The sequence below is a fragment of the Bradyrhizobium ingae genome (genome assembly GCF_055791185.1).
On the sequence record NZ_JBVUBB010000006.1, the window covers coordinates 236,358 to 261,410 of the forward strand.

General features: G+C 63.5%; 22 protein-coding genes. 14 read left to right on the forward strand and 8 right to left on the reverse strand.

Translation table 11 applies throughout. The features are described from left to right. Positions 1-107 precede the first annotated feature (107 nt). Positions 108-1,244: an alpha-hydroxy acid oxidase gene (locus tag ACV1FX_RS12195; RefSeq protein WP_473117800.1), complete on the reverse strand. Its 1,137-nt coding sequence runs from the start codon at positions 1,242-1,244 to the stop codon at positions 108-110. 90 nt (positions 1,245-1,334) lie between these two features. Here ACV1FX_RS12195 and ACV1FX_RS12200 point away from each other — a divergent pair, with 90 nt between their 5' ends. The 11 genes from ACV1FX_RS12200 (at position 1,335) to ACV1FX_RS12250 (ending at position 12,463) form a co-directional block, all read left to right on the forward strand. Further along, on the forward strand, positions 1,335-1,502 hold the full coding sequence (locus ACV1FX_RS12200; RefSeq protein ID WP_473117801.1) for a hypothetical protein: 168 nt from the start codon (positions 1,335-1,337) through the stop codon (positions 1,500-1,502). A gap of 224 nt (positions 1,503-1,726) precedes the next feature. Then, positions 1,727-3,070, forward strand: coding sequence for a phosphoglucosamine mutase (gene glmM / locus ACV1FX_RS12205; protein ID WP_473117802.1), 1,344 nt, complete (start codon positions 1,727-1,729; stop codon positions 3,068-3,070). 266 nt (positions 3,071-3,336) lie between these two features. Then, the gene (locus ACV1FX_RS12210; RefSeq protein WP_473117803.1) at positions 3,337-4,590 is read left to right on the forward strand and encodes an MFS transporter; all 1,254 of its coding nucleotides are present in this window, start codon (positions 3,337-3,339) and stop codon (positions 4,588-4,590) included. 227 nt (positions 4,591-4,817) lie between these two features. Next, the gene (locus ACV1FX_RS12215) at positions 4,818-5,669 is read left to right on the forward strand and encodes an outer membrane protein (protein WP_473117804.1); all 852 of its coding nucleotides are present in this window, start codon (positions 4,818-4,820) and stop codon (positions 5,667-5,669) included. 164 nt (positions 5,670-5,833) lie between these two features. After that, positions 5,834-6,658, forward strand: coding sequence for an outer membrane protein (locus ACV1FX_RS12220; protein WP_473117805.1), 825 nt, complete (start codon positions 5,834-5,836; stop codon positions 6,656-6,658). Between the two features lie 73 nt (positions 6,659-6,731). Continuing rightward, the gene (locus ACV1FX_RS12225) at positions 6,732-7,322 is read left to right on the forward strand and encodes a glutathione S-transferase family protein (RefSeq protein ID WP_473117806.1); all 591 of its coding nucleotides are present in this window, start codon (positions 6,732-6,734) and stop codon (positions 7,320-7,322) included. Positions 7,323-7,336: 14 nt separating this feature from the next. Further along, a complete protein-coding gene (locus tag ACV1FX_RS12230; RefSeq protein ID WP_473117807.1) occupies positions 7,337-7,804 on the forward strand; it encodes a GNAT family N-acetyltransferase in 468 nt (155 codons plus the stop codon). Positions 7,805-7,894: 90 nt separating this feature from the next. Next, positions 7,895-8,161, forward strand: a complete 267-nt coding sequence (locus ACV1FX_RS12235; RefSeq protein ID WP_473117808.1) for a hypothetical protein — start codon at positions 7,895-7,897, stop codon at positions 8,159-8,161. 79 nt (positions 8,162-8,240) lie between these two features. Next, positions 8,241-9,413, forward strand: a complete 1,173-nt coding sequence (locus ACV1FX_RS12240; protein WP_473117809.1) for a phosphoserine transaminase — start codon at positions 8,241-8,243, stop codon at positions 9,411-9,413. A 129-nt stretch (positions 9,414-9,542) separates the two neighbouring features. Beyond that, positions 9,543-11,132 carry a phosphoglycerate dehydrogenase gene (gene serA, locus ACV1FX_RS12245; protein WP_473117810.1) on the forward strand — a complete coding sequence of 530 codons (1,590 nt, stop codon included), beginning with the start codon at positions 9,543-9,545 and terminating at the stop codon, positions 11,130-11,132. Between the two features lie 161 nt (positions 11,133-11,293). Beyond that, on the forward strand, positions 11,294-12,463 hold the full coding sequence (locus ACV1FX_RS12250) for a thiolase family protein (RefSeq protein WP_473117811.1): 1,170 nt from the start codon (positions 11,294-11,296) through the stop codon (positions 12,461-12,463). Positions 12,464-12,564: 101 nt separating this feature from the next. Here ACV1FX_RS12250 and ACV1FX_RS12255 read toward each other — a convergent pair whose 3' ends face one another. Continuing rightward, positions 12,565-13,632, reverse strand: a complete 1,068-nt coding sequence (locus tag ACV1FX_RS12255) for an AraC family transcriptional regulator (protein WP_473117812.1) — start codon at positions 13,630-13,632, stop codon at positions 12,565-12,567. Positions 13,633-13,834: 202 nt separating this feature from the next. On the opposite strand from ACV1FX_RS12255, the gene ACV1FX_RS12260 reads away from it, so the two are divergent. Together ACV1FX_RS12260 and ACV1FX_RS12265 are read left to right on the forward strand one after the other, a co-directional pair. Then, positions 13,835-14,443: a response regulator transcription factor gene (locus tag ACV1FX_RS12260; protein ID WP_473117905.1), complete on the forward strand. Its 609-nt coding sequence runs from the start codon at positions 13,835-13,837 to the stop codon at positions 14,441-14,443. A 201-nt stretch (positions 14,444-14,644) separates the two neighbouring features. Beyond that, entirely contained in the window at positions 14,645-16,327 is a 1,683-nt protein-coding gene (locus ACV1FX_RS12265; protein ID WP_473117813.1) for a mucoidy inhibitor MuiA family protein, read from the forward strand. 52 nt (positions 16,328-16,379) lie between these two features. Here ACV1FX_RS12265 and ACV1FX_RS12270 read toward each other — a convergent pair whose 3' ends face one another. The 4 genes from ACV1FX_RS12270 to ACV1FX_RS12285 form a co-directional block, all read right to left on the reverse strand. After that, entirely contained in the window at positions 16,380-17,276 is an 897-nt protein-coding gene (locus tag ACV1FX_RS12270; RefSeq protein WP_473117814.1) for a carbohydrate ABC transporter permease, read from the reverse strand. Next, positions 17,269-18,225 carry a carbohydrate ABC transporter permease gene (locus ACV1FX_RS12275; RefSeq protein WP_473117815.1) on the reverse strand — a complete coding sequence of 319 codons (957 nt, stop codon included), beginning with the start codon at positions 18,223-18,225 and terminating at the stop codon, positions 17,269-17,271. The genes ACV1FX_RS12270 and ACV1FX_RS12275 overlap by 8 nt, the downstream gene beginning before the upstream one ends. Positions 18,226-18,360: 135 nt before the next feature. Further along, positions 18,361-19,704 (reverse strand): ABC transporter substrate-binding protein, encoded by a 1,344-nt coding sequence (locus tag ACV1FX_RS12280; RefSeq protein WP_473117816.1) that lies wholly within the window; start codon positions 19,702-19,704, stop codon positions 18,361-18,363. A 111-nt stretch (positions 19,705-19,815) separates the two neighbouring features. Next, entirely contained in the window at positions 19,816-20,859 is a 1,044-nt protein-coding gene (locus ACV1FX_RS12285; protein WP_473117817.1) for a C-terminal binding protein, read from the reverse strand. Between the two features lie 262 nt (positions 20,860-21,121). Here ACV1FX_RS12285 and ACV1FX_RS12290 point away from each other — a divergent pair, with 262 nt between their 5' ends. Next, on the forward strand, positions 21,122-22,807 hold the full coding sequence (locus ACV1FX_RS12290; RefSeq protein WP_473117818.1) for a methyl-accepting chemotaxis protein: 1,686 nt from the start codon (positions 21,122-21,124) through the stop codon (positions 22,805-22,807). 83 nt (positions 22,808-22,890) lie between these two features. Here ACV1FX_RS12290 and ACV1FX_RS12295 read toward each other — a convergent pair whose 3' ends face one another. Both ACV1FX_RS12295 and ACV1FX_RS12300 read right to left on the reverse strand, forming a co-directional pair. Further along, positions 22,891-23,826, reverse strand: coding sequence for a DMT family transporter (locus tag ACV1FX_RS12295; RefSeq protein WP_473117819.1), 936 nt, complete (start codon positions 23,824-23,826; stop codon positions 22,891-22,893). A gap of 181 nt (positions 23,827-24,007) precedes the next feature. Further along, positions 24,008-24,940, reverse strand: coding sequence for a DMT family transporter (locus tag ACV1FX_RS12300; RefSeq protein ID WP_473117820.1), 933 nt, complete (start codon positions 24,938-24,940; stop codon positions 24,008-24,010). Positions 24,941-25,053 lie beyond the last annotated feature (113 nt).

Consider the following 25,053-nt stretch of genomic DNA (forward strand, 5'->3'; position numbering starts at 1 on the left):
GATGAATCGTCATCGCGCTTTAGGTTCTTGTTTGAGCACGATCTCCGCGCAAACGCATCCGCGTTTGTCGCGAGGCAAAACCGCTTCACACTTTTCCGGATCGTGCTCTAAACCGCGATGATGTGATCGTCGATCTCGTTCACGCTGTTGACGCCGCACAGACCCATGGTCGTCAGCAGCTCCTTCTGGATGATGTCGATCGCCTTGGCGACGCCGGCCTGGCCGCCGGCGCCAAGCCCATAGGCATAAGCGCGACCGATCATGCAGGATTTTGCGCCGAGCGCGAGCGCGCGCATCACGTCCTGGCCGGAGCGGATGCCGCCGTCGAACATGATCTCCATCTTGTCGCCGACCGTATCCGCGATCTCGGGCAGCACCTCGATCGACGACGGCGCGCCGTCGAGCTGCCGGCCGCCATGGTTGGAGACGACGAGGGCTTGCGCGCCGGTCTTCGCTGCCTCCTCGGCATCCTCGACGTCGAGGATGCCCTTGATGATGAGCTTGCCCGGCCAGATGCTGCGGACCCACTCGACGTCCTTCCAGTTCAACGATGTGTCGAACTGCGAAGCGGTCCATTCCGCCAGACGATTGAGATCCTCGGTGTTCTTCACGTGGCCGGCGATGTTGCCGAAGGTGCGGCGCTTGCCGCGTAGCACGCCGGAGACCCAGGTCGGCTTGGTCGCGAAATCGATGAGCTTCGACAGCGACCACTCGGGCGGCACCGTCATGCCGTTCTTGATGTCGGCATGTCGCTGGCCGATCACCTGGAGATCGACGGTGAGCACCAGGGCGCTGCACTTGGCGGCGATCGCGCGCTGGATCAGGTCCTTGATGAAGCCGCGATCCTTCATCACGTAGAGCTGGAACCAGAACGGCTTCTCGACATTGGCGGCGATGTCTTCGATCGAGCAGATCGACATCGTCGACTGCGTGAACGGGATGCCTGCAGCTTGCGCTGCGCGGCAGGCGTGGATCTCGCCGTCGCCGTGCTGCATGCCGAGCAGGCCGACCGGCGCGAGGACCAGCGGCATGGTCGAGGGCTCGCCGAGGATCGTGGTCGAGGTGTCGCGCTTGGAGACGTCGACCAGGATGCGCTGACGAAACTTGATCTGCTGAAGATCGTCGCGATTGGCGCGCAGCGTCTCCTCGGCATAGGAGCCGCGGTCGCAATAGTCGAAGAACGCTTTCGGCACGCGCCGCTTGTGCAGCGCACGGAGGTCTTCGATGCAGGTGATATGCTTCATGACGTTCCCCGACCCGTCCTTGCGTTGACGGATTTAGGGGTCATCTAGCATGGATGGGTGCACAGCCAAATTGTTTGCGAAGAGGCCGTCATGACCAGACCGCAACCCGCTCCGAAATCCACTGCTGCCGACGAGAAGCATCGCCTCGATGAGGCGCTCGAGGAAGGATTGGAGGAGACCTTTCCTGCCTCCGATCCCGTCAACGTCACCCAGCCTGCCCCGACTCGCGGCGACCAGCACGTGAAGCGTTCAAATTAAGGGCGGGTTCCAGCCCTCGGGACCGCTCTGGCAAGAGTTCCTGTGTTAACAACAGGTTATTGGGCTGGCGGCGGACCGGGTTCCGTAACGATTCATTATATTTCTTGAAGCCATTTTAGCTGTGATGGCATTATAAGAACGCCAGCGAAATCAGGAATGGCGGAGCCGTGCGAGGCATCCGGTAGTTGTATTGGGGAATCCTGGTTGCCGCGTGGGGGACTCATATGAGCCGCAAATATTTTGGGACCGACGGGATTCGAGGTCGCGCCAACGGACTGATCACACCGGAGCTCGCGCTCAAGGTCGGCCAGGCCGCCGGCCTTGCATTTCAGCGCGGTGACCATCGTCACCGGGTCGTGATCGGCAAGGACACGCGCCTGTCCGGCTACATGATCGAATATGCGATGGTCGCGGGCTTCACTTCCGTCGGCATGGACGTGCTGCTCGTCGGCCCGATGCCGACGCCGGCGGTGGCGATGCTGACCAAGTCGATGCGCGCCGATCTCGGCGTCATGATCTCGGCCTCGCACAACCTGTTCGAGGACAACGGCATCAAGCTGTTCGGCCCGCAGGGCTTCAAGCTGTCCGACGACGTCGAGAGGCAGATCGAGCAGCTGCTCGACGAATCGCTCGACAAGAAGCTCGCTCAAAGTGCGAGCCTGGGCCGAGCCCGCCGCATCGACGGCGTGCATGACCGCTACATCGAATTCGCCAAGCGCACGTTGCCGCGCGATCTGTCGCTCGACGGGCTGCGCGTCGTGGTCGATTGCGCCAATGGCGCCGCCTACAAGGTAGTGCCGGAAGCGCTGTGGGAGCTGGGCGCCGACGTCGTGCCGATCGGCGTCGAGCCCGACGGCTTCAACATCAACAAGGAATGCGGCTCGACCTCGCCGGAAGCGCTGTCGAAGAAGGTGCGCGAGATGCGCGCCGACATCGGCATCGCGCTCGACGGTGATGCCGACCGTGTCATCCTGGTCGACGAGCGCGGCCACATCGTCGACGGCGATCAGCTGCTCGCGGTGATCGCCCAGAGCTGGAAGGAAGACGGACGGCTGGCGCGGCCCGGCATCGTCGCGACCGTGATGTCCAATCTCGGGCTCGAACGTTTCCTGAAAGGGCAGGGGCTCGATCTCGTGCGCACGCCGGTCGGCGACCGCTACGTGCTCGAGCAGATGCTGAGCGGCGGCTACAATCTTGGCGGCGAGCAGTCCGGCCACATCATCCTGTCCGACTACGCCACCACCGGCGACGGCTTCGTGGCCGCATTGCAGGTGCTGGCTGTGGTGCAGAAGCTGCGCCGTCCGGTCTCCGAGGTCTGCCATCGCTTCGATCCGCTGCCGCAGATCCTGAAGAACGTGCGCTACAAGAACGGTAAGCCGCTCGACGATAGCGACGTGAAGTCGGCGATCTCGGACGGCGAGAAGCGTCTCAACGGCCACGGCCGGCTCCTGATCCGCTCCTCCGGCACCGAGCCGGTGATCCGCGTGATGGGCGAGGGCGAGGATCGCATCCTGGTCGAGGAAGTCGTCGACACGATCGTCTCCGCACTCGGACAGGCGGCAGCCTAGGCGCAGCTCCCTTCCTCCTCCCCTTGTGGGAGAAGGTGGCGCGCAAGTATCTTAGGGTGGGCAAAGCGAAGCGTGCCCACCGCTTCATTTCATTCGAGGATAGATGGTGGGCACGGCGCAAGTGCGCCCTTGCTCACCCTACGATTCCGGACTCGCGGACAGAGTCAAACCCACGCATCCCAGCCATGGGCGATTGGCGGTGGTTCGGCCGCCGTTAGCATCGTACCTGTGAGATCGCGGCAATCTGCCGCGCAGGGGTTGCGGTATTGAACAAGCCTGTCGTCGTCTCCGATGAAACGTTGACCGAACCGGTCGTCGTGACCGATGTCGCGCCCGTCGCGAAGATCACGAGCGCGGGGCCGGCCTATGTCGTGCTCGCCGGCATCAGCTTCTCGCATTTCCTCAACGACACCATGCAGTCGTTGATCGCGTCGGTCTATCCGATCCTGAAGGACACCTACGCGCTCGACTTCACGCAGATCGGCATGATCACACTGGCCTTCCAGTTCACGGCCTCGCTGCTCCAGCCGGTGGTCGGGCTCTACACGGACAAGAAGGCGCAGCCCTACTCGCTGTCGGTCGGCATGGCCTCGACCTTCTTCGGCCTGCTGCTGCTCAGCGCCGCGCATCAATATCTCATCATCCTGGTTGCGGCCGCGCTGGTAGGCCTTGGCTCGGCAGTTTTTCACCCGGAGTCGGCGCGCATCGCGCGGCTCGCCTCGGGCGGCCGCTACGGCTTTGCGCAATCGGTTTTTCAGCTCGGCGGCAGCTTCGGCACGTCGATGGGCCCGGTGCTGGCGGCGCTGATCGTGGTGCCGTTCGGCCAGGGCAGCATCGCCTGGTTCTCCTCGATCGCATTTCTCGCGATTGTCATCCTCTGGCGCATCGGCCGCTGGTACGCGCCGCAGATCACGACGAAGAAGGAGAAGCCGATCCATGCGCATCCGGACGGGCCGAGCTCGCGGCGTGTCGCGGTCGCGCTTCTGGTGCTGGTGGCGCTGCTGTTCTCCAAGCAGCTCTATGTCTCGAGCCTGTCGAGCTACTACATCTTTTACCTGATCGACCGCTTCGGCGTGTCGACGCAGGCCGCCCAGATCTATCTCTTCATCTTCCTTGCGGCGAACGCGGTCGGCGCGTTTCTCGGCGGACCGCTGGGTGATCGTTTCGGCCGAAAGATCGTGATCTGGATCTCGATCGTCGGCGCGCTGCCGTTCACGCTGGCGCTGCCCTATGCCGGGCTTTATGCGAGCGCCGTCCTCACCGTGTTCATCGGGCTGATCATCTCCTCGACGACATCCTCCATCATCGTGTTCGCGCAAGAACTGGTGCCGCATCGGTTCGGCATGATTTCCGGCGTGTTCTTCGGCGTCGCCTTCGGCATCGGAGGGCTGGGCGCCGCGGTGCTCGGCAAGCTCGCCGATCACACCTCGATCGAGTTCGTCTATCAGGTCTGCGCCTATCTGCCGGCGATCGGTCTGCTGGCCGTGTTCCTGCCAAAATTGCCGCAGCACGCGCGTTGACGCGTTCGCTTTCGTTGCGTCGCATCTTCATGGATCGTTAGCAATTGAGGCGCGCAGGCGCCGCATTTTTGCAACGCTTCCACTGCAGGCGCGTGCATGGTGAGAAAAAATCAACCTTAAAAATTAGGGTTAAGTGGCGCTTAAGCATTTCGTGCCATCGTCCGCCCGTGAGTTTCCAGAAAGTGGGGCGTCCGTTTTTTGCCTCACCGGCCAAAAGGACGAAGCCAATGCGTAGCGTTAAGTCTCTTCTTGCCGCGGGTGCGGCAACTTTGATCTCGTCGATGGCGTTTGCCGCCGATATGCCGATTGCGCCGCCCCCGATGTACGCACCCCCGGCTCCGCCCGCCGATTTTGGCGGCTGGTATCTGCGCGGCGACGTCGGCTTCAGCAACCAGCGCGTTGATCGGGTGCTCGACACCAACGCGGCCGCCTACAACAACGTGAACGTTGCGCAGACTGGCAGCTTCAGCAGCGGTGGCATCTTCGACCTCGGCGCCGGCTATCGCTTCAACAGCTGGTTCCGCGCCGACATCACCGGCCAGTATCGCGGCAAGACGACGTTCAACGGCCTCGATGTCGTGACCGGTGTGGGCCCGGCCGCCGGTTTTGCAGGCACCAACAGCTACACCGCAACCAAGTCGGAACTGCTCTTCCTGGCCAACGCCTACGTCGATCTCGGCACCTGGTGGTGCATCACGCCGTTCATCGGTGCAGGTGTCGGTACGGCGCGCGTTACCGTCGGCGACTTCATCGACTCCGGTGACAGCACGAACGGGCTGGTCCAGAGCCGCAGCCTGAATTATGCCGGCGCCGCCTCGAAGTGGAATTTCGCCTGGGCCGCGCACGCCGGTCTCGCCTACAAGGTCAACCCGAGCCTCACCCTCGAACTGGCCTACAGCTACGTCGACATGGGCAGTGGCATCACCGGTGCGAGCTACTCGTTTGACGGCGTGACCAACACCACGCACGCGCCGTTCCAGTTCAAGGACATCACCTCGCACGACCTCAAGCTCGGCGTGCGCTGGAATCTCGACAGCCCGCCGGTCTATGCGCCGCCGCCGCTGGTCACCAAGGGCTGATCGCAGCTCCACTCGGTTAAGAGGTCTTAACGGCGCGGGATCATCCCGCGCCGTTTTGCTTTGCGTAAAATTCATGGCGCGATCGTGCCGAAATCACGCAACGCAACCATTGGTTAAGGTTAACGAGCCATCATCATTCGCGACAAGTTCAATGGAGCGTTGCGATGCGTAGGCTTTTGTGGGCGGCGGCGATGTGGGGCGTGGTGTCCGCCGCGCAGGCGGCCGATATGCCGGATCTTCCGATCCTGCGCGGCAGCCTGACCGAGGGTCTGAGCAGAACCAGCGTCAACTGGCAGGGCTTCTACATCGGCGGCCAGGGCGGCTACGGCAGCTCAGACGAGAACTTCAGCGGCTCGAACGCCACGATGCTCGCCGCCCTCCTCGACCACAACGTCATCCAGGAGATGGACGTCGCCAACTGGAATCTCGGGCTCGGCAAGAACTCGAGTCGCGCCGGCGGCTACGGGGCCTTCTTCGGATACAACGGGCAGTGGGACGACGTCGTTCTGGGTCTTGAGGTCAGCTATCTGCACGGTTCGTTCGGCGGCTCGTCCAACGCGTTCAAGGAGCTCGTCAGCGGCGGCGCGTTATCGGACGGCAACTTCCACGACGTCGCCGTGACGTCGTCGGCCTCGATCAAGATCAAGGACATGGCAACATTCCGCGGCCGCGCCGCCTATGCCTGGGGATGCTTCCTGCCCTACATGTTTGGCGGCTTCGCGCTCGGCAACGCCGACATCACGCGTTCGGTCACCGTCAATGACGCGATCGCCTCGGCACAGACGGGGCCGTTCACCACGCTCATGCCGCTGTCTGCGACGGACGCCGTGCACAACCACCTGATCTACGGGTACACGGGCGGTCTTGGCGTGGACGTCAACCTGATGGGCGGTCTCTTCATGCGCGCCGAGTGGGAATACATCCGCTTTACCAGCCAGGTCGACACCAGCATCAACACCGTCCGCGCCGGTCTCGGTTACAAGTTCTGAACGCAGTGCATGGCGCCGGTTGACAGGACCGCGCCGCCCTGATGCTTTTGTCGCTGCGAAGGGAGCAGCGGCGATGAAGATCTACGGCGATACGAATTCCGGCAATTGCCTGAAGGTGAAGTGGGTCTGCGACAGGCTCAAGCTGCCTTATCAGTGGATCGAGATCGACACGCGCAAGGGCGAAACGCGCACGCCGCAGTTCCTGAAGATGAACGGCGCCGGTCAGGTGCCGACCATCGCGTTCGACGACGGCCGCACGCTGGCGCAGTCCAATGCGATCATCCGCTATCTCGCCCGCGACAGCGACCTCATTCCGCGCGATACCTTTGCCGCGGCCAAGATGGACGAATGGCTGTTCTGGGAACAGTACAGCCACGAGCCCTATGTCGCGGTGTGCCGTTTCCTCATGGTCTATCTCGGCAAGGGCGTCTCCGAGCTCGACCCGGAAAAGGTCAAGCGCGGGTATGCGGCGCTTGACCGCATGGAGCAGCATCTCGCCACCAGCCGCTGCTTCGTCGGCGAGGCGACCTCGCTCGCCGACGTCTCGCTGCTGGCCTATACTCGTCTCGCCCATGAGGGCGGATTTGATCTCGGCCGCCATGTTGCGATCCGCCGGTGGATTGCGGAGACTGAGCGCTATCTTGGTCTTCCGCCGGCGCGCTGAGCTCGGAGCCCGTCATGACTGCCGATATCATCTCGGTCCGCCGCGCTCGGCGTGAGGACGTGGCCGCGATCGTGGCGATGCTTGCCGACGATCATCTCGGCCGTGCGCGCGAGCGCCTGGAGCAGCCGTTGCCGGAGTCCTATTTCAGAGCGTTCGATGCGGTCGACAAAAATCCCGGCCTGACGCTCGTGGTCGCGGTCGACGGCGCGGGCAGGGTGGTCGGCTGCCTGCAACTCGCCATCCTGCCGGGCCTCAGCTCGCAAGGCGGTTCGCGCGGTCTTCTGGAGGACGTGCGCGTTGCCTCCGACTGCCGCAGCCGCGGCATCGGCGAGCAGCTCGTACAATGGGCCGTCGCGGAAGCTCGCGCGAAGGGTTGCAACCTGGTCGAGCTGCTGACGCACCAGAGCCGCGTCGATGCGCAGCGCTTCTACAAGCGGCTCGGCTTCACCGCGAGCCATGTCGGCATGACTGTCCGCTTTTGACGCACCTTCCGCGCGGCCGTTGCATCGCCTGCCAAATCCGCCTGCGCATGCGTTCCGGTTAAGGGCTGATAAACTACCGGACGTTCGTTCATGTTCGCCTGGGAACGATCGGTGCTAGGTTGCGTCTGCACACCGGGCTCGGTCGGTTCGGGGATTTCAATGACAAGCTATTCGTTGATCAAGGTCGGCAACGACTACGTTGTGCAGGCCGATGACAAGCGCATTTTGAAGGTCGCCAGCCGGCGCCGAGCTGCGCAGCTGATCAGCGAGGCGACGGGCTTGCTGAATGCCGCGGAAGCTCCTGACAAGACTGCGGAAACGGCATCACTCCACCGTGAGACGCCCAAACTTCCTTGACGATTCTGCCCGTTTCCCGTATTAGCCGCCGCGGGACACCTCCCCCCAACGGGAGGCTTACTATCTGGAAGGGTAGATCATGACTGCAGCGAAGCCCGCTTCGCGGCCTCACGTGCCGCATTTCTCCTCCGGCCCCTGTGCCAAGCGCCCCGGCTGGACCGCCCAAAATCTCAAGGACGCAGCTCTCGGCCGTTCGCATCGTGCGAAGATCGGCAAGACCAAGCTCAAGCTCGCGATCGATCTGACGCGCGAAGTGCTCGAGGTGCCGGCCGATTATCGCATCGGCATCGTTCCGGCCTCCGACACCGGCGCGGTCGAGATGGCGCTGTGGTCGCTGCTTGGCGCACGCCCCGTCACCACGCTCGCCTGGGAATCCTTCGGCGAGGGCTGGGTCAGCGACATCGTCAAGGAACTGAAGCTCAAGGATGTCACCAAGCTCAACGCGGCTTACGGTGAAATCCCGGATCTTTCGAAGGTCGATCAGAACAGCGACGTCGTCTTCACCTGGAACGGCACCACCTCCGGCGTGCGCGTGCCGAACGCCGACTGGATCAGCGCGACCCGCGAAGGCCTGACCATTTGCGACGCCACCTCGGCCGCGTTCGCGCAAGCTCTCGATTGGCCCAAGCTCGACGTCGTCACCTTCTCCTGGCAGAAGGCGCTGGGCGGCGAGGCCGCACACGGCATGCTGATCCTCTCGCCCCGCGCGGTGGAACGTCTCGAGACCTACAAGCCGGCCTGGCCGTTGCCGAAGATTTTCCGCATGACCAAGGGTGGCAAGATCAACGAAGGCATTTTCGTCGGCGAGACCATCAACACGCCGTCGATGCTCTGCGTGGAGGACTATCTCGACGCGCTGAACTGGGCGAAGTCGATCGGCGGCCTCAAGGCGCTGATCGCGCGGGCCGACGCCAACACCAAGGTGCTCGCCGACTGGAAGGCGAGGACGCCCTGGATCGACTTCCTGGCGAAGGACGCGGCGATCCGTTCCAACACGTCGGTCTGCCTGAAGTTCACCGATCCCGCGATCACCTCGCTCTCGTCCGACGCGCAGGCCGAGTTCTGCAAGAAGCTCGTCGCCTTGGTCGAGAAGGAAAATGCGGGCTTCGACTTCGCGTATTATCGCGATGCGCCCGTCGGTCTGCGCATCTGGTGCGGCGCCACGGTGGAAGCCAAGGACGTCGAACTCCTGACCCAGTGGATCGACTGGGCCTTTGCCGAGACCAAGGCCGCGCTGCCGAAGGCGGCGTGAGCTTTCTTTAACTCATTCTCGTCATGGCCGGGCTTTGACCCGGCCATCCATCAATCAAGAAAGATGGACCCGCGGGTCGAGCCCGCGGGCGACGCTCCGTAAATGCAGCTCGCACCACGGATCATTCCCATGACCAAACCGAAAGTTCTCATTTCCGACGCGCTCTCGCCCGCCGCCGTGCAGATCTTCAAGGACCGCGGCGTCGAGGTCGACTTCCAGCCCAATCTCGGCAAGGACAAGGACAAGCTGGCCGAGATCATCGGCAACTACGACGGCCTGGCCATTCGTTCGGCGACGAAGGCGACCGCCAAGATCATCGAGAAGGCGACCAACCTGAAGGTGATCGGCCGCGCCGGCATCGGCGTCGACAACGTCGAGATCCCGGCGGCCACTGCCAAGGGCATCATCGTGATGAACACGCCGTTCGGCAATTCCATCACGACCGCCGAGCATGCGATCACCCTGATGCTGGCACTGGCGCGCGAAATTCCGCAGGCCGATGCCTCCACCCAGTCCGGCAAGTGGGAGAAGAACCGCTTCATGGGCGTCGAGATCACCGGCAAGGTGCTGGGCGTCATCGGCTGCGGCAATATCGGCTCGATCGTCTGCGACCGCGCGCTCGGCCTGCGCATGAAGGTCGTCGCCTTCGATCCCTTCCTGTCGCCGGAGCGCGCCAAGGACATCGGCGTCGAGAAGGTCGACCTCGATGACTTGCTCAAGCGCGCCGACTTCATCACCCTGCACACCCCGCTCACCGAGAAGACCAAGAACATCATCGATGCGGCCGCGATCGCCAAGATGAAGAAAGGCGTACGCCTGATCAACTGCGCCCGCGGCGGCCTGGTCGACGAGCAGGCGGTGGTCGATGCGCTGAATGCCAAGCACATTGCCGGCGCTGCCTTCGACGTCTTTATCGAGGAGCCCGCGACCTCGAACGTGCTGTTCGGCCATCCCAACGTGATCTGCACGCCGCATCTCGGCGCCTCCACCACCGAGGCACAGGAGAACGTCGCGCTTCAGGTCGCAGAGCAGATGTCGGACTATCTGTTGTCCGGTGCGATCTCCAACGCCATCAACTTCCCCTCGATCACCGCCGAAGAAGCGCCGAAGCTGAAGCCCTTCATCGCGCTCGCCGAGAAGCTCGGGTCGTTCGCCGGCCAGCTCACCGAGACCGGCATCTCGAAGGTCACTATCACCTATGAGGGCCATGTCGCCGAGATGAAGATCAAGGCGCTGACCTCCGCCGTGCTGTCCGGCCTGCTGCGGCCGATGCTGGGCGAGGTCAACGTGGTGTCCGCCCCTGTCGTCGCCAAGGAGCGCGGCATGGTGGTGGACGAAGTGACGCGCGCCGCGCAGAGCGACTATGAAAGCCTGATCACGGTGGCGGTCGCGACGGAGCGACAGGAGCGCTCGGTCTCGGGCACCGTCTATCACGACGGCAAGCCCCGGCTGGTCGATATCAAGGGTATCCGCGTCGATGCCGAATTCGGCAAGTCGATGATCTACGTCACCAACGAGGACAAGCCGGGCTTCATCGGCAAGTTCGCAAGTCTGTTGGGCGATGCCAAGATCAACATCGCGACCTTCCATCTCGGGCGTGTCGAGCAGGGCGGCGATGCCATCGCGCTCGTCGAGGTCGACGGTGCGGTGCCGGCGGATCTGCTCGCCAAGGTGCAGGCGCTGCCGCAGGTCAAGCAGGTCAAGGCGCTGACGTTCTGACGACGTAGATATTCCGATCCGCGGAACAAACGCCGCCTCCGTCTCCGGAGGCGGCGTTTTTCTTTGCCGCACGCCGTCCTTTATCTTCCCTGCGATGGCCAAGTTTGTGTACCAATGTCGCAACAACGAGCATTTCAGGTCGTCGGAACAGGGAGAAAACAATGCGCGAAGCCGTCATCGTTTCCTATGCGCGTACGGGGCTGGCGAAGTCCGCTCGCGGCGGGTTCAACATCACTCCGCCGATGTCTCTCGCGGCCCACGCCATCCACCACGCGGTCGATCGCGCCGGCGTCGAGAAGGACTATGTCGAGGATTGCTATCTCGGCAATTGCGCGCACGGTGCGCCGAACATCGGCCGTCAGTCTGCGCTTCTCGCCGGTTTGCCGACGACGACCGCCGGCGTCTCGGTGAACCGTTTCTGCTCCTCGGGGCTCCAGACCATCGCGATGGCCGCCAACTCGATCCGCTCCGATGGTGCCGATTGCATCGTCGCCGGCGGCGTCGAGAGCATCTCGATTCCGGGCGGCGGCTCGCCGAAGGAATCGATTGATCCGGAACTCCTGAAGGTCGCGCCTGACATCTTCATGGCGATGATCGACACCGCCGACATCGTCGCCGAGCGCTACAGGCTCAGCCGCGAATATCAGGACGAGTTCTCGCTGGAATCGCAGCGCCGCATGGCAGCCGCCCAGCAGGCGAACAAGTTCAAGGACGAGATCGTCCCGATGAAGACGAGGATGAAGGTGGTCGACAAGCAGACCAAGGCCGAGTCGATCGTCGATTACGTCGTCGATCGCGACGAGTGCAACCGGCCGGAGACCACGATGGAAGGCCTTGCCAAGCTCGAACCGGTCAAGGGCCCCGGCAAGTTCGTCACCGCCGGCAACGCCAGCCAGCTTTCGGATGGCGCAGCCGCCGTCGTGCTGATGGAAGCCAAGGATGCGGAAAAGCGCGGGCTTCAGCCGCTCGGCCGTTTCGTGGCCTGGGCGACCGCCGGCTGCGAGCCGGACGAGATGGGCATCGGCCCGGTCTTCGCCATTCCGAAGCTCTTGAAGCGCACCGGCCTGAAGATCGACGACATCGATCTCTGGGAACTCAACGAAGCCTTTGCCAGCCAGTGCCTGTACTGCCGCGACAAGCTCGGCATCGACCCCGCCAAGTACAACGTCAACGGCGGCTCGATCGCGATCGGCCATCCCTTCGGCATGACCGGCGCGCGTCTCACGGGTCACCTCTTGCAGGAAGGCCATCGCCGCAAGGCGAAGTGGGGCGTGGTGACGATGTGCATCGGCGGCGGCCAGGGCGGCGCCGGCCTGTTCGAGATCTACTAGAGCATGATCCGGAAAAGCGTGGAGCGGTTTTCCGAAAAGACCATGCTCAAACAATAACCTAAAGCGCGATGACGATTCACCCTAATCTCATCGTGCTTTAGCTAAGCAGACACCGCGGCACGCGACGACGAAGGCGTGGCGCTGCCGGGCGCCGTGCCTTTTTCATGCGTCGCCGGCCGCACGCCCTTGCGCCAGTCGGTGATGGTGCAGCCGAAGCGATGACGGAACCAGCGCGCCATGGCGCTTTGCGCGGAGAAGCCGAGCTGCTCGGCGATCGCCGAAAGGGGCCGGCCGGGTTCTTCGATCAGTTGGGTGATGAGATCGGCGCGCTGCGCGTCGAGGATCTCGGAAAAAGTGGTGCCACATTCGGCAAGGCGCCGATGGATGGTACGGCGAGTGCACGCCAGATGCTCGGCCACGCGCTCGACCGTGCATTCGCCGCTCGACAGCAGCGAGCGCACGACTTCGTCGACCTTCTCGTCCCAGCTTGCAGGCCGTGTATCGAGCGCCTCGATGCGCTTGCGCAAATAGCTTGCGACAAGGGGATGTGCGCTTGGAATCCGACGGTCCATGTCGTGGGCTGACAGCAGAAGCGCGTCGGTCGCGGCATTGAAGGTCACCGGGCAGCCGAAGAACTCGCGATAGCGCTTGCGGTCGCGTGGCGGGGGATAGTGAAGGTGAACCTCCAGCGGCCGCCAGTCGCTGCCGAACAGCGACTGAATGATGCGGTGGACGCTGCCGAGCGCCATGTCGATGGACTGTCGCGGCGCACGCGGACGCCGCCCGCGCAGATGCATCGTGATGGTCACGACCTTCTTGTCGCGTGTGACGTCGAGCCGCATGCCCTCGTGATGGATATGGATGAAACGCGACAGCGCCTCGATCGCATCGCCAATGGTGGCCTGCTCACGAACGATCAGTCCGACCGGGCCGAGATTGGTCAGGCCGCCGAGCTCGGCGAGGCGCAAGCCGAAATCTTCGGCACCGGACGCTTCTGCCGATGTTTCGAGCAGGCGGCGAAGACCGGCAACGGCGATGCGAACGTCGGGCCTTTCGAGACAGGCCAGCGGAAGCCTGACCTTGCGCATCATCTGCTTGGGGTCGAGCCCGACCGACCGGGCGACCTCCGGATAGTAGGTAAGGCCTGCGCTGCGAATGAGATCGGTCATGCGAACCGTCCTGCCAGCCATTCCCGCAGTTGTCCCGAAATGTAAAATTTCTGTCCCGATCCGTCAAATCCCGGAACCGGGCTGGACATACATATCGAAAACCGAAGCACCGGCGCGGATGCCGGTTCACGACGGCGCGGCCGGGCGATGGAGCCCCGACGCCGTCTCGGCCCATTTGACCAAGACATTGCTGAGCAGGATGATGCCGGGAAACATGCTTTCCAAGGGTGAGGTATTCGTCATCGATACTGACGCGTCCTCCCGCGAACAACTTTCTATGGCGCTCGAGCAGAAGGCCTATGAGGTCATCTGCTTTGTCGACGGCGACTCTCTCTTGTCGGAGGCGAAGGTGCGCATGCCTGCCTGCGTCCTGCTCGAGATGCAGGCGCCGGATCAATCCGGCCTCGACGTGCTGAAGCGGCTGCGCGAGGAAAATTGCATGGCGCCGGTCCTGGTGACGTCGGCCAATGGCAGCATCGCCATGGCGGTCGATGCCATCAAGAGCGGTGCGTTCGATTTCATCGAGAAGCCGTTCCAGAGCCACGAGATCGTCGGCCGGATCGATGCCGCCATCGACGAATTCGCTCAGCCGGACTCGAGCCGGCAGCGCTGGCTTGCTGGTTGCGAGCCGTTCACGGAGCGCGAAAGCGAGGTGCTGGTACATCTGGCGGCCGGCTGCACCAATAAAGAGATCGCGCGGCTGATGCAGCTGAGCTCGCGAACGGTTGAAGGCTATCGCGCCAGCATCCTGAAAAAAGCTGGAGCGAGGAACGTCACGGATATGCTTCGCCGGATCTACGGCCAAGGGTGAAGCAAGCGTGAACCTTGGCTGAACCGGAGCTGCGTGCTGACGCGGCCAGATGACGCGTTCCGCGGCCACGGGGCGGCCGTGCTGCCGCCGCACGGAAACCTCAATCGAACCGGTTCCTTACCTGCTGCGTCTCACCACGATGGCGAGGCGTTTTTGCCGCATCCGGCTGGCGATGCGGCGACATTGGCAGGAGGGAAATTGATGCGAACGATCGCGAGGAGTCTGGCGACGACGAGCCTGGTGCTGATCACGGTGGCGATCGCGCCGCCGTCATGGGCGGCCGATCTGGATGCGACGTCGGCCATCGACGCCGTCACGGTCTATCCGGATGGTGCCAGCGTCACGCGAGTCATCACGTTGGACTTGCCGTCGGGCGACTCGACGCTGGTCGCGAAGGATTTTCCGCTCGGCCTCGATACCTCCTCCTTGCGGGTCGAGGGCGTGGGGGGTGCAAAGCTCACTATCGGCACCATCGACGCGCGCCCGCCGCGCGTGGCAGCTCCGGTCAATCTGCCGGAGCTCGACAAGCGCATCGAGGCGCTGAAAGACCAGCGCGCCGATTTGCAAGGCGACATCGAAGCAGCGGGCGCTCGGCGCAAGTTTGCCGAACGCTTTGCCGAAGCCTCCCCTGCCGGCATCGGCGAGAAGGGCGAAGCCCGGCCGGTCGCCGAGTGGCGCACGGCTTTTTCCGCGGTGGCCGAGGAGATCGCCACCGCCGACACCGCGATCCGCGATGCCATGCGAAAGCAGCGCGAAATCGATCGCCAGATCGCCCAGCTCGAAGCCGATCGCGCGGCCAAGCCGCCGAGCAAGCTGGAGGTGCGGGTCGAAATCGCATCCGCGGCCGCGACGAAAGCGACGCTGCGGGTCACCTACAATGTGCGCAATGCGCGCTGGGCGCCGCTCTACGACGCCCGCCTCGACACCGGCGCGAGGGACCACAAGCCTCAACTCGAACTGGTGCGCCGCGCGGAAATCACGCAGTCGACCGGCGAGGACTGGTCGAATGTCAGCCTCGGCGTCTCCACCGTTCGCGTCAGCCGCGGCGGCAGTGCGCCGGAGCTGAATTCGCTGGTCGTCCGCTATCCGCAGCTTCCGAAGCCGCTGGCATTGGGGGGGCGGTCCGACGCGGCGATGCCTGCGCCGTCCATGACGCGGGAGGCGGTGCCGGAGGTATTGGCGAAGAAGGACGCGGAGTCCCCGGAGCCGCGATACCGTGCCGACGAGCAGCAAGCCAACGCCGAGATCGGCGATTTCCAGGCGGTCTATCAGATCGCAGGCCGCGTCAGCCTAGGGGCCAACGAAGGCGCCAAGAGCCTGCTCATCTCCAGCATGACGGTGACGCCGGACCTTGCCATCCGCGCCGCGCCGGTGGTGGATCCGACCGCCTATCTCGAGGCCTCGTTCAAGCTTTCCGACGACACCAACCTTTTGCCCGGCAAGGTCGCGATCTTCCGCGACGGCGTGTTCGTCGGCCGCAGCAAGTTCTCAACTGCCGCGCGGACCGAGGCGATCCGCCTCGGCTTCGGCGCCGACGACAAGATCAAGATCGAGCGTTCGGTGATCCGGCAGAACGAAGGCACGGCGGGCGTGATCTCGTCCTCAAAGACCGATACGCGTTCGTTCCGGACCACCGTGCGCAACGGTCACGATTTCCCAATCCGCATCTCGATCGAGGACCAGCTTCCGGTCAGCGAAAACGAGGATATCGCGGTCGAGATGCTGCCCGCGACCACGCCGCCCACGTCGACCAACCTGCGCGACAAGCGCGGCGTGATGGAATGGGCCTTCGACGCCAAGCCCGGCGAAGTGAAGGAGATCAAGTTCGGCTGGCGCGTGCGCTGGCCCAAGGACAAGGGCATCGTCATGGTGCCGGCGGGCTGACAGGTCCGCCGCTCTTCACTTCGTCTTGACGGCGTGATGGTGGAGAGAGCTGCTACTCCTTCACCGCGCCGGTCAGCGAGGACACGTAGTAATCCACGAACAGCGAGTAGAAGATCGCAACCGGCAGGGAGCCGAGCAGCGATCCCGCCATCAGCGCGCCCCATTGATAGACGTCGCCGGTGACGAGCTCGGTCAGGATCGCGACCGGCACCGTCTTGTTGGCGCCGCTCTGGATGAAGGCGAGCGCGTAGATGAACTCGTTCCAGGACAGCGTGAAGCAAAAGATGCCGGCCGAGATCAGGCCGGGCACCGCGAGCGGCAGCGTGATCCGTCGCAGGATCTGTAGCCTCGTGGCGCCGTCGACCAGCGCGCATTCCTCGAGCTCATAGGGGATCGACTTGAAATAGCCGATCAGGAGCCAGGTGCAGAACGGCACCAGGAAGGTCGGATAGACCAGGATCAGCGCCAGCGGGCTGTCGAACAGGCCGAACTGAACCACCACGGTGGCGAGCGGAATGAACAGGATCGACGGCGGCACCAGATAGGCGAGATAGATGCCGAGGCCGACATAGGGGCTGCCACGGAAGCGCAGGCGTTCGATCGCATAGGCCGCCAGGGTGCTCGCGAACAGCGACAGCGTGGTCGCGCCGATCGCAACGAACATCGTCGTCTTCAGCCAGCGCGGGTAGGCCGTCTCGAACAGGAGGTGCTTGATATGCACCAGCGTCGGTGAGGTGATCCAGAACGGATTATGTGCCTTGTAGTTCAACAGCTCGGCGTTCGGCTTGAACGCGGTGATCGCCATCCAGTAGAACGGAAACAGCAGGATCAGCACGAAGCAACTGAGCGGCAGATAGATCATCATCACCCGCCGCGCGCGGGAATCCCAGGCCATGGTGTCGGGCGCTGCGTTCGCAACGGCTGCCGGTTGGGCGACAGCGTCAGTCATTGGCCTCTCCCTGCTGCCATTTGCGCCGCGCGAGGCCAAAATAGGAAAACAGCGTCGCGAAGATCAGGAACGGGATCATCGAGACCGCGATCGCCGCACCTTCGCCGAGCTCGCCCCCGGCAATGCCGCGCTGGAAGGCCAGCGTCGCCAGCAGATGCGTCGAGTTCACGGGACCGCCGCGGGTGATGGCGTAAACGAGCTGGAAGTCGGTGAAGGTGAAGATGATCGAGAAGGTCATGACGATGGCGAGGATCGGCATCATCATCGGGAAGGTGATGTAGCGGAAGCGCTGCCAGCCGCTGGCGCCGTCGAGCATCGCGGCCTCATAGAGCGAGGGCGAGATGGTCTGGAGGCCCGCGAGCAGCGAGATCGCGACGAAGGGAATGCCGCGCCAGATGTTGGCGGCGATCAGCGAGAAGCGCGCCGGCCAGGGCGTGCCGAGGAAGTCGATGTTGGTGGTGCGCCAATGCAGCACGTCGACCAGCAGGTAGGAGATGATCGAGAATTGCGGATCGTAGATCCACCAGAACGCCAGCGCCGAGAGCACCGTCGGTACGATCCAGGGCAACAGCACGATCGCGCGCAGCAGGCTCTTGAACGGGAAGTGGTTGTTGAGAAGCAGCGCCAGCCAGAAGCCCAGCGCGAATTTTCCGAACGTCGCGAGGGCCGTGTAGACCACGCTGTAGAACACCGCGTTCCACCACAAGGGATCGGTGAGCAGATACTGGAAATTCTCAAGGCCCACGAAGACGCCGCTTCGGCCGATCGTGGTGTCGGTGAAGGCGAGCCAGATGCCGAGGCCGAGCGGATAGGTCAGGAATACGGCGAGCAGTCCTATCGCGGGCGCGAGGCACATCACGATCAGGAGCGGCTTGTAGTCGAATAGGCGGATTAGCCAGGATGGCTGCCGGTGAGCCAGTAGGGGGGAGGAAACCGTGGTCACGGACATTGGAGCGTTGTCCTGCTCTGGGCTGTAACCTCACCGTCATTGCGAGGAGCGATGTGACGAAGCAATCGAGACTGTCTCCGCGGACACGCTCCGGATTGCTTCGCTTCGTTCGCAATGACGGACGTTCTTTCGGCGTTACTTCTGCCGGCGGAAGTAACGCTTGCAGCGCTGCTCGGCTTCCGCGGCCGCGGCCTCCGGCGTGGCAGCGCCGGTCGCCACGGACGCGAACATCTGAACCAGCACGTAGTCGGCGCTGACGGCACCGGTCGCCGTCGAGATCGGGCCCTTGTAGCCGTCGTAATAAGTGCTGTTCATCGTGTTCTTGAAGATCTTCACCTTGGGATCCTGCGACCACACGGCAGCCTCGGCATAGGCCGCCAGCGGTTGTGCCCAGTAGCCACTGTTGGCGTTGAGCCACGGCTCGTACTGGTCCTTCTCGAGCATGTATTGCAGGAAGGCTTTTGCGGCATTGGGGTACTGGCTGTGCTTGAACACCATGGCGTTCAGCGTCAGGCCTGCCATCGGAGAGACTTTGGCCACGCCTTTCGGCAGCAACTGATGCTCGCTGTCCTCGGCGATCGCCCTGGTCGCCGGATCGTTCTTGAGCGAGAAATACAGCGAGACGCCGTTGGCGGTCAGCGAGATCTCCTCCGAGGAATAGGCACGGTTGTTGCTGACGTCATTCCACGACGTCGTGCCGGCAATGAAGGTCGGGTAGAGCTGCTTGACCCAGTTCAGCGCGGCGATCGTCTCCTTGCTGTTGATGGTGACGTTGCCATCTTCGTCGAGCAGGGACGCATTGTGCGACCACAGCGCCCAGCTCGCGAAGCCGTTGCCGTCGCCCTTGGCGTTGCCGAGCGCAAAGCCGGCGGGCTTGCCGGCCTTGTGGAGCTTCTGGCACAGGTCGAGCATTCCGGCATGGTCTTCCGGCACCTTGTCGAAGCCAACCGATTGCAGGATCGATTTGCGATAGATCAGGGGACCAGCGGTGGCGCCGAACGGCAGTCCGATCCAGGTGTCGCTCTTGTTTTTCTTGCCGTAGCGTAGCGCCAGCGGCAGCCAGCCGCCATAACGCTTGCCGACATAGTCGGCCACGTCGGTCAGCTCGATCAGCTTGTCGATGTAGATGTGCGGCGCATCGGAGAAGCCGATGATGATGTCGGGGCCGGCGCCGGAATTGGCGGTGACCGCGGTCTGCTGGCTGATGTCCTCCCAGCCGACGAAATCGACCTTGACCTCGACGCCGGTCTCCTTGGTGAATTTGGCGGCGTTGGCGCGGAACACGTCTTCGTCGGCCTGGACGAAGCGGACGGGCCGCAGCATGCTTAGCGATGCGCCTTTTTCGATCGGCAGCTTGGGCGCCGGCACGTCGGCGGCCTTGATCGCAGATTGGGCATTCGCCGGTGCGCTGGTTGCGGCGAGCGCCGCCGCGGAAAGGCCCAGCGCCAAGGCATCACGACGGGTGATGTCGTTCCTCATCAGTTCCTCCCTTTTATCCCTTCCCGGCGTTGATCGCCGGTGAAGGGTCTTCGATCTGGTCTATTCTTTCACGCGAACCGTCTCCATTTCATCCGAGGGCGCCTGTCCGGCCTAGCTGTTCGGACCGCGATCCATGCTGACGGGCTGCCAGCGTCGCAGCGCAGTGTTTTGCAGCACCGACGGATTGACGCAGCTTACCGGCCACATCCCCTGAAGCACCAGTGACAATTCGTAGCCCACGCGCCGCTTGCGCGCTTCGTCGAACCGTGCCGAAGCGGAGGCGACGTGCGCGGTCAGGGTGACGTTCTCCATGCCGAGCAGCGGATTGTTGTGCGACGGCGGTTCCTTCTCCAGCACGTCGAGCGCGGCATGTGCGATCCAGCCTTCCTGCAAGGCCTTGATCAGGCTTTCCTCATCCACGGTGGCGCCGCGGCCGGTGTTGATGAAGATCGAACCCTTCTTCATCTGGCGGAAATGCTTCTCGGTCAGCATGTGATGGACCTCCGGCCGGGCCGGCGCGTGCATCGAGACGAAGTCCGATTGCGACAGCACCTCGTTCAGCGTCGCCGGCATCACGCCGTGATCGTACATCAGCGTTTCCTGAATGAAGGGATCAAAGGCCATCATCCGCAAGCCAAAGGGGGCGGCGCGCTTGGCGACGGCGCGCGCCACGCGGCCGAAGGAGATGAAGCCGAGCGTCTGTCCCATCAGCCGCGGAATCTTCAGAAGTGCCGGCCGGCCCTCGGCCCAGCGCCCCTCGCGAACCATCCGGTCCTGCTCGACCAGGCGGCGGAAGCCCGCAAGCAGCAGCATCATGGCGTGGTCGGCAACCTCCTCGATGAAGGTGTCGGGGATGTTGGTCACGGGAATGCCGCGGGCGGTTGCCGCCTTCACGTCGACGCTGTCGACGCCGACGGAGCCGAGAGTGATCGCCTTGCAGTTTTCCAGCGCGTCGATGATGGCCTTGGTGATCGGGATGCCCTTGGCGTAGATCGCGTCAGCCGTTCTGGCCGCGGCGATGAACTCGGCCTCGTTGGCCGGCGCCTCGACGATCTCCGCGTCGATCGGGTCGAGCGCCTCGCGCTCGAATGAATAATCGCTTCCAGCCACCGTGAAGCTCGCGCCCTTCGGCGTCACCACCCTGAATTTCGGCATTTCCTGCTCCGATTTGGTTTGTCGGTTCTTGTTGTCTGACCCGGCCTGGGGCGCCGGGTCTTTGCGTCTTTTACGCGAAATCGAGCTTGATGCGTACAATCGACGGTTGTCGCAGACTGCGGCGCTTGCGGGTTTTCGCGTTCCTCTACGGGCTTCTACGGAGACATCGTAACAAGTTGCTAATGGGTCCCACACTAAAAATTGATTCAAATTCGATCGACGCACTCGCGTGTCCGTAATCCCTCGTAGCCGGAGCCGCCCCGTGAAGTTGAGCAATCTGAAAATCGCCCCGAAGCTCGGCATTCTCGTTGCCGTCACCCTGCTCGGGCTGTGCATCTCCGGGGTTCTTGCCGGATATCTGATGAAGCGCAGCATGGTGGATGCGCGCATCGATCAGACCAAGGCGATCGTCGATTTGGCCCGCAACTATGCAGCCACCCTGATGAAGCGCGTGAATGCCGGCGAGATGACGAAGGAGGCCGCGCTGGCCGAGCTGCGCCGCTACGGCAACGCCATGACCTACGACAAGGGCTCCGGCTATCTCTTCGGCACGACCTATGACGGCATCACGCAGCTCGCGCCCGATCCGAAGCAGATCGGCATGAACCGCATGGAGGTGGAGACCAACGGCCGCAAGCTGTCGAAGGAGCTGATGGATGGCGTGAAGACCAATGGCGACATCCTGCTGTTCTATGAATATGTGAAGCCCGGTCAGGAGAAGCCGATCCGCAAGCTCGGCTATGCCGTCGCGGTCCCTGGCTTCGACATGTATCTCGGCACGGGCGCCTATCTCGAGGATATCGATGAGAAGATGGGGCCGGTCTACTGGCTGCTCGGCCTGTCCATGCTCGGCATCGTCATCGTCGCCGGCGGCGTGGCCTGGCTGCTCGGCCGCAGCATCAGCCTGCCGTTGAACATGCTCAGCACCCGCATGAAGGAGCTCGCCGACGGCAAGCTCGAAGGCGACATTCCCTGCGTCGGCCGCGGCGACGAGGTCGGTGCGATGGCCTCGACCGTGCAGATCTTCAAGGACAACGCCGTTCGTATCCGTGACCTCGAGACGACCGAGGCGGTTGCCAAGGAGCGCGCCGCTGCGGAGCGTCGCAGCGCGATGGAAGGCATCGCCAGTGACTTCGAGCGCAGCGTCAACGGCATCGTGCGGTCGGTCTCCTCGGCTGCTGCCGGCATGCAGACCACGGCGCAGTCGATGACCGCGACGGCGAGCGATGCCAGCGCGCGTGCGGCCACCGTCGGCGCGGCCTCGCAAAAGGCGTCCGGCAATGTCGGCACGGTCGCGGCCGCCGCTGAGGAGCTGTCGAGCTCGGTCAACGAGATCTCTCGTCAGGTGACGCGCTCAACGGAAGTTGCAAGCAAGGCGGTCAGCGATGCCGAGCGTACCAACGCCACGGTGCAGGTGCTGTCGTCCGGCGCCGAGAAGATCGGCGAGGTGGTCAAGCTGATCCACTCGATCGCGGCGCAAACCAATTTGCTGGCGCTCAACGCCACCATCGAAGCGGCGCGCGCCGGTGAATCCGGCCGCGGCTTCGCTGTCGTCGCCTCCGAGGTCAAGGCGCTCGCCAACCAGACCGCGAAGGCGACTGAGGAAATCTCCGCCCAGGTCGCGGCAATGCAGACCTCGACCAGCGACGCGGTTGCCGCGATCGCCGGCATTGCCCAGACGATCGCCGAGATGAGCGACATCACGGCCGGCATCTCCGCGTCGATCGAGCAGCAGGGTGAGGCGACGCGCGAGATCGCCCGCAACATCCAGTCGGTCGCAGCCGGCTCCAGCGAGATCAATGCTCATATCGGCAGCGTGACCTCGGCGGCCGAGGCGACGGGTACGGCAGCTTCCGACGTGCTGTCGAATGCCCGCGAGCTCGACAACCAGTCGGGCGCACTGCGCAGCGCCGTCGACGGCTTCCTCGCCAAGGTGCGGGCGGCGTAACTTCCGCGATGAATCCGTTGGGTGGGCAAAAGGCGCCCGCCCTACGAGAGCGTCACAACTGGCCGCGCGCCCGCAGCGTTGAATCACTTTACCGCCGAGCCCTGCCGCGACGCGATCACGACGCCGGCGAGCACCAGCGCATAGCCGACGAGATGAAAGAGCTGCAGCCGTTCTCCAAGCAGGAGGATCGCCATCGCCGAGCCGAACACCGGCACCAGATGAAAGAACGGCGCGGCGCGATTCGGCCCGATCAGCGCCACGCCGCGATTGAAGAAAAGATAGGCAAGAGTCGAGGGGAAAATCAGGATGTAGGCGAGTGTCGCCAGCGTCGTCGCATCCGGCTTCAAGACGTTGCCCGCTGAAAATTCCCACACTGCGGCCGGCAGCAGCATCATCGCCCCGCAGCAGGTGGTGAACGACAGGAAGGAGAGCTGATGGATTCTTGGCCGGCGCGGGATGAAGGCGGAATAGAGCCCGAAGGCCACCAGCGAGGAGGCGAACATGACGTCACCCCGGTTGAAGCTGATGCCGGCAAGCGCCGCGAGATCGCCGCGCAGGATGATGATGAGGACGCCGAGCAGCGAGATTGCGATGCCGGCGAATTGTGCGGCCGTCAGGCGGACGCCGAACAGCACCAGCGACCATAGTGCCACGAACAAGGGTCCGGCCGACTGGATCAGCAGCGCGTTCAGCGCCTCGGTATATTGCAGCGCCCAGAACGAGATTGCGTTGTTGAAGGCGAAGCCGACCAGCGACAGGAACAGCATCAGCGGCAGATGCGCGCGCAACGCCTTCCAGTCGTGCCTCAGATGCGGTCCCGCAAACGGCAGCAGGATGAGGAACACGCCGAACCAGCGGATCGTGGTCAGCGTGAGCGGCGGCACATGCGCGCCGACATGTCGCGCGAGCACGATGTTGCCGGCCCAGAACAGCGAGCTCAGGCTCAGGAGCAAATAGGGCTGGTTGTTGAGCCAGCCGGCCGGATTCGAGGCCGGTGGCGCGGGCGATGCGATCGTCATTGGTTTCGTGACGAAGCTTGCGCCGGATCGCTGGTGCACGACAAGGCCTGCCGCCGCAATGCTACAATGCAACGGAGATCAGGCAGGCTGCTTTGACGGTCAATATGTTGAACATCGACGCTTCCCCGCTCCCCTTGCAAGGGAGAAGGGAAGAGAGCGGCGGCTCGGATGAATGCGCCGTTCAGGTCGCCTGCTTGCGCGAGGCCACGAACACGCCCGACAGCACCAGGGCAAAGCCGATGAAATGGAAGGCCTGCGGCAGTTCACCGAGGAAGATCATCGCCATGATCGAGCCGAACACCGGCACCACGTGGAAGAACGGCGCGGCACGATTGGCGCCGATCAGCGCAACGCCGCGGTTGAAGCAGAGATAGGCGAGCGTCGAGGGAAACACCGCGACATAGACCAGCGTCAGAACGTTCGGCAGATCGAGCTTCATCACGGGACGGGCCGACAACTCCCAGATCTCAAGCGGAATGAGGCACGCCGCGCCGCAGCCGAAGGTGAAAGCGAGAAACGACAGGCCGTGGATCGCAGGACGCTTCAACGTCAGCACCGAATAGAGCGCGAAGATCACCAGCGCGACCATGAAGATCAGGTCGCCCTTGTTGAACTCGATGTTGGAGAGCGTGGTGAGGTCGCCATGCAGTAGGATCGTCAGCACGCCGCACAGCGAGATGAAAACACCCAGGGCCTGCATCACCGTGAGCCGGACGCCCAAAATGATCAGCGACCAGAGCGCCACGACCAGCGGCGCAGCCGATTGCAGCAGCAGCGTGTTCAGCGCCTGGGTATGCTCCAGGGCCCAGTATTGCAGCGTGTTGAACGCGCCGATGCCGGTGATCGACAACACGATCATCAGGCCGAGCTTGCTGCGGATCGCGGGCCAGTCCTTGACCAGATGTTTCCAGGCGAACGGCAGCACCAGCAGGAAGGCGAAGAACCAGCGCAGGAAGGACAGCGTCACCGGTGGAATGTGACCGGCGGCGAGCCGCCCGACAACGGCGTTGCCGGCCCAGCACAGCGCCGTGATGCTGAGCAGGAGATAAGGCTGGTTGGCGATCCAGTGCCGGCCGGGTGTGGCAAGGCGCGTGGTCTGATCGGCGGCGGACATTGTGATCGTTATGGCCCCGGTTCATGCACCGAGGCGTCTGACCCGGCTGCACCCGGGCCAGCTCGCATCCGGCTCGCCCACAGACACGGAAACCGGCCTGATATCAATGGGGC

Bases quoted from the DNA above. Each gene is read 5' to 3' on its own strand.
- ACV1FX_RS12285 (WP_473117817.1), bottom strand. From the start codon at position 20,859: ATGCCGAAATTCAGGGTGGTGACGCCGAAGGGCGCGAGCTTCACGGTG.
- ACV1FX_RS12280 (WP_473117816.1), bottom strand. From the start codon at position 19,704: ATGAGGAACGACATCACCCGTCGTGATGCCTTGGCGCTGGGCCTTTCC.
- ACV1FX_RS12220 (WP_473117805.1), top strand. From the start codon at position 5,834: ATGCGTAGGCTTTTGTGGGCGGCGGCGATGTGGGGCGTGGTGTCCGCC.
- ACV1FX_RS12300 (WP_473117820.1), bottom strand. From the start codon at position 24,940: ATGTCCGCCGCCGATCAGACCACGCGCCTTGCCACACCCGGCCGGCAC.
- ACV1FX_RS12255 (WP_473117812.1), bottom strand. From the start codon at position 13,632: ATGACCGATCTCATTCGCAGCGCAGGCCTTACCTACTATCCGGAGGTC.
- ACV1FX_RS12275 (WP_473117815.1), bottom strand. From the start codon at position 18,225: ATGTCCGTGACCACGGTTTCCTCCCCCCTACTGGCTCACCGGCAGCCA.
- ACV1FX_RS12200 (WP_473117801.1), top strand. From the start codon at position 1,335: ATGACCAGACCGCAACCCGCTCCGAAATCCACTGCTGCCGACGAGAAG.
- ACV1FX_RS12235 (WP_473117808.1), top strand. From the start codon at position 7,895: ATGTTCGCCTGGGAACGATCGGTGCTAGGTTGCGTCTGCACACCGGGC.
- ACV1FX_RS12250 (WP_473117811.1), top strand. From the start codon at position 11,294: ATGCGCGAAGCCGTCATCGTTTCCTATGCGCGTACGGGGCTGGCGAAG.
- ACV1FX_RS12240 (WP_473117809.1), top strand. From the start codon at position 8,241: ATGACTGCAGCGAAGCCCGCTTCGCGGCCTCACGTGCCGCATTTCTCC.
- ACV1FX_RS12225 (WP_473117806.1), top strand. From the start codon at position 6,732: ATGAAGATCTACGGCGATACGAATTCCGGCAATTGCCTGAAGGTGAAG.
- ACV1FX_RS12215 (WP_473117804.1), top strand. From the start codon at position 4,818: ATGCGTAGCGTTAAGTCTCTTCTTGCCGCGGGTGCGGCAACTTTGATC.
- ACV1FX_RS12230 (WP_473117807.1), top strand. From the start codon at position 7,337: ATGACTGCCGATATCATCTCGGTCCGCCGCGCTCGGCGTGAGGACGTG.
- glmM (WP_473117802.1), top strand. From the start codon at position 1,727: ATGAGCCGCAAATATTTTGGGACCGACGGGATTCGAGGTCGCGCCAAC.
- ACV1FX_RS12270 (WP_473117814.1), bottom strand. From the start codon at position 17,276: ATGACTGACGCTGTCGCCCAACCGGCAGCCGTTGCGAACGCAGCGCCC.
- ACV1FX_RS12260 (WP_473117905.1), top strand. From the start codon at position 13,835: ATGCCGGGAAACATGCTTTCCAAGGGTGAGGTATTCGTCATCGATACT.
- serA (WP_473117810.1), top strand. From the start codon at position 9,543: ATGACCAAACCGAAAGTTCTCATTTCCGACGCGCTCTCGCCCGCCGCC.
- ACV1FX_RS12195 (WP_473117800.1), bottom strand. From the start codon at position 1,244: ATGAAGCATATCACCTGCATCGAAGACCTCCGTGCGCTGCACAAGCGG.
- ACV1FX_RS12295 (WP_473117819.1), bottom strand. From the start codon at position 23,826: ATGACGATCGCATCGCCCGCGCCACCGGCCTCGAATCCGGCCGGCTGG.
- ACV1FX_RS12265 (WP_473117813.1), top strand. From the start codon at position 14,645: ATGCGAACGATCGCGAGGAGTCTGGCGACGACGAGCCTGGTGCTGATC.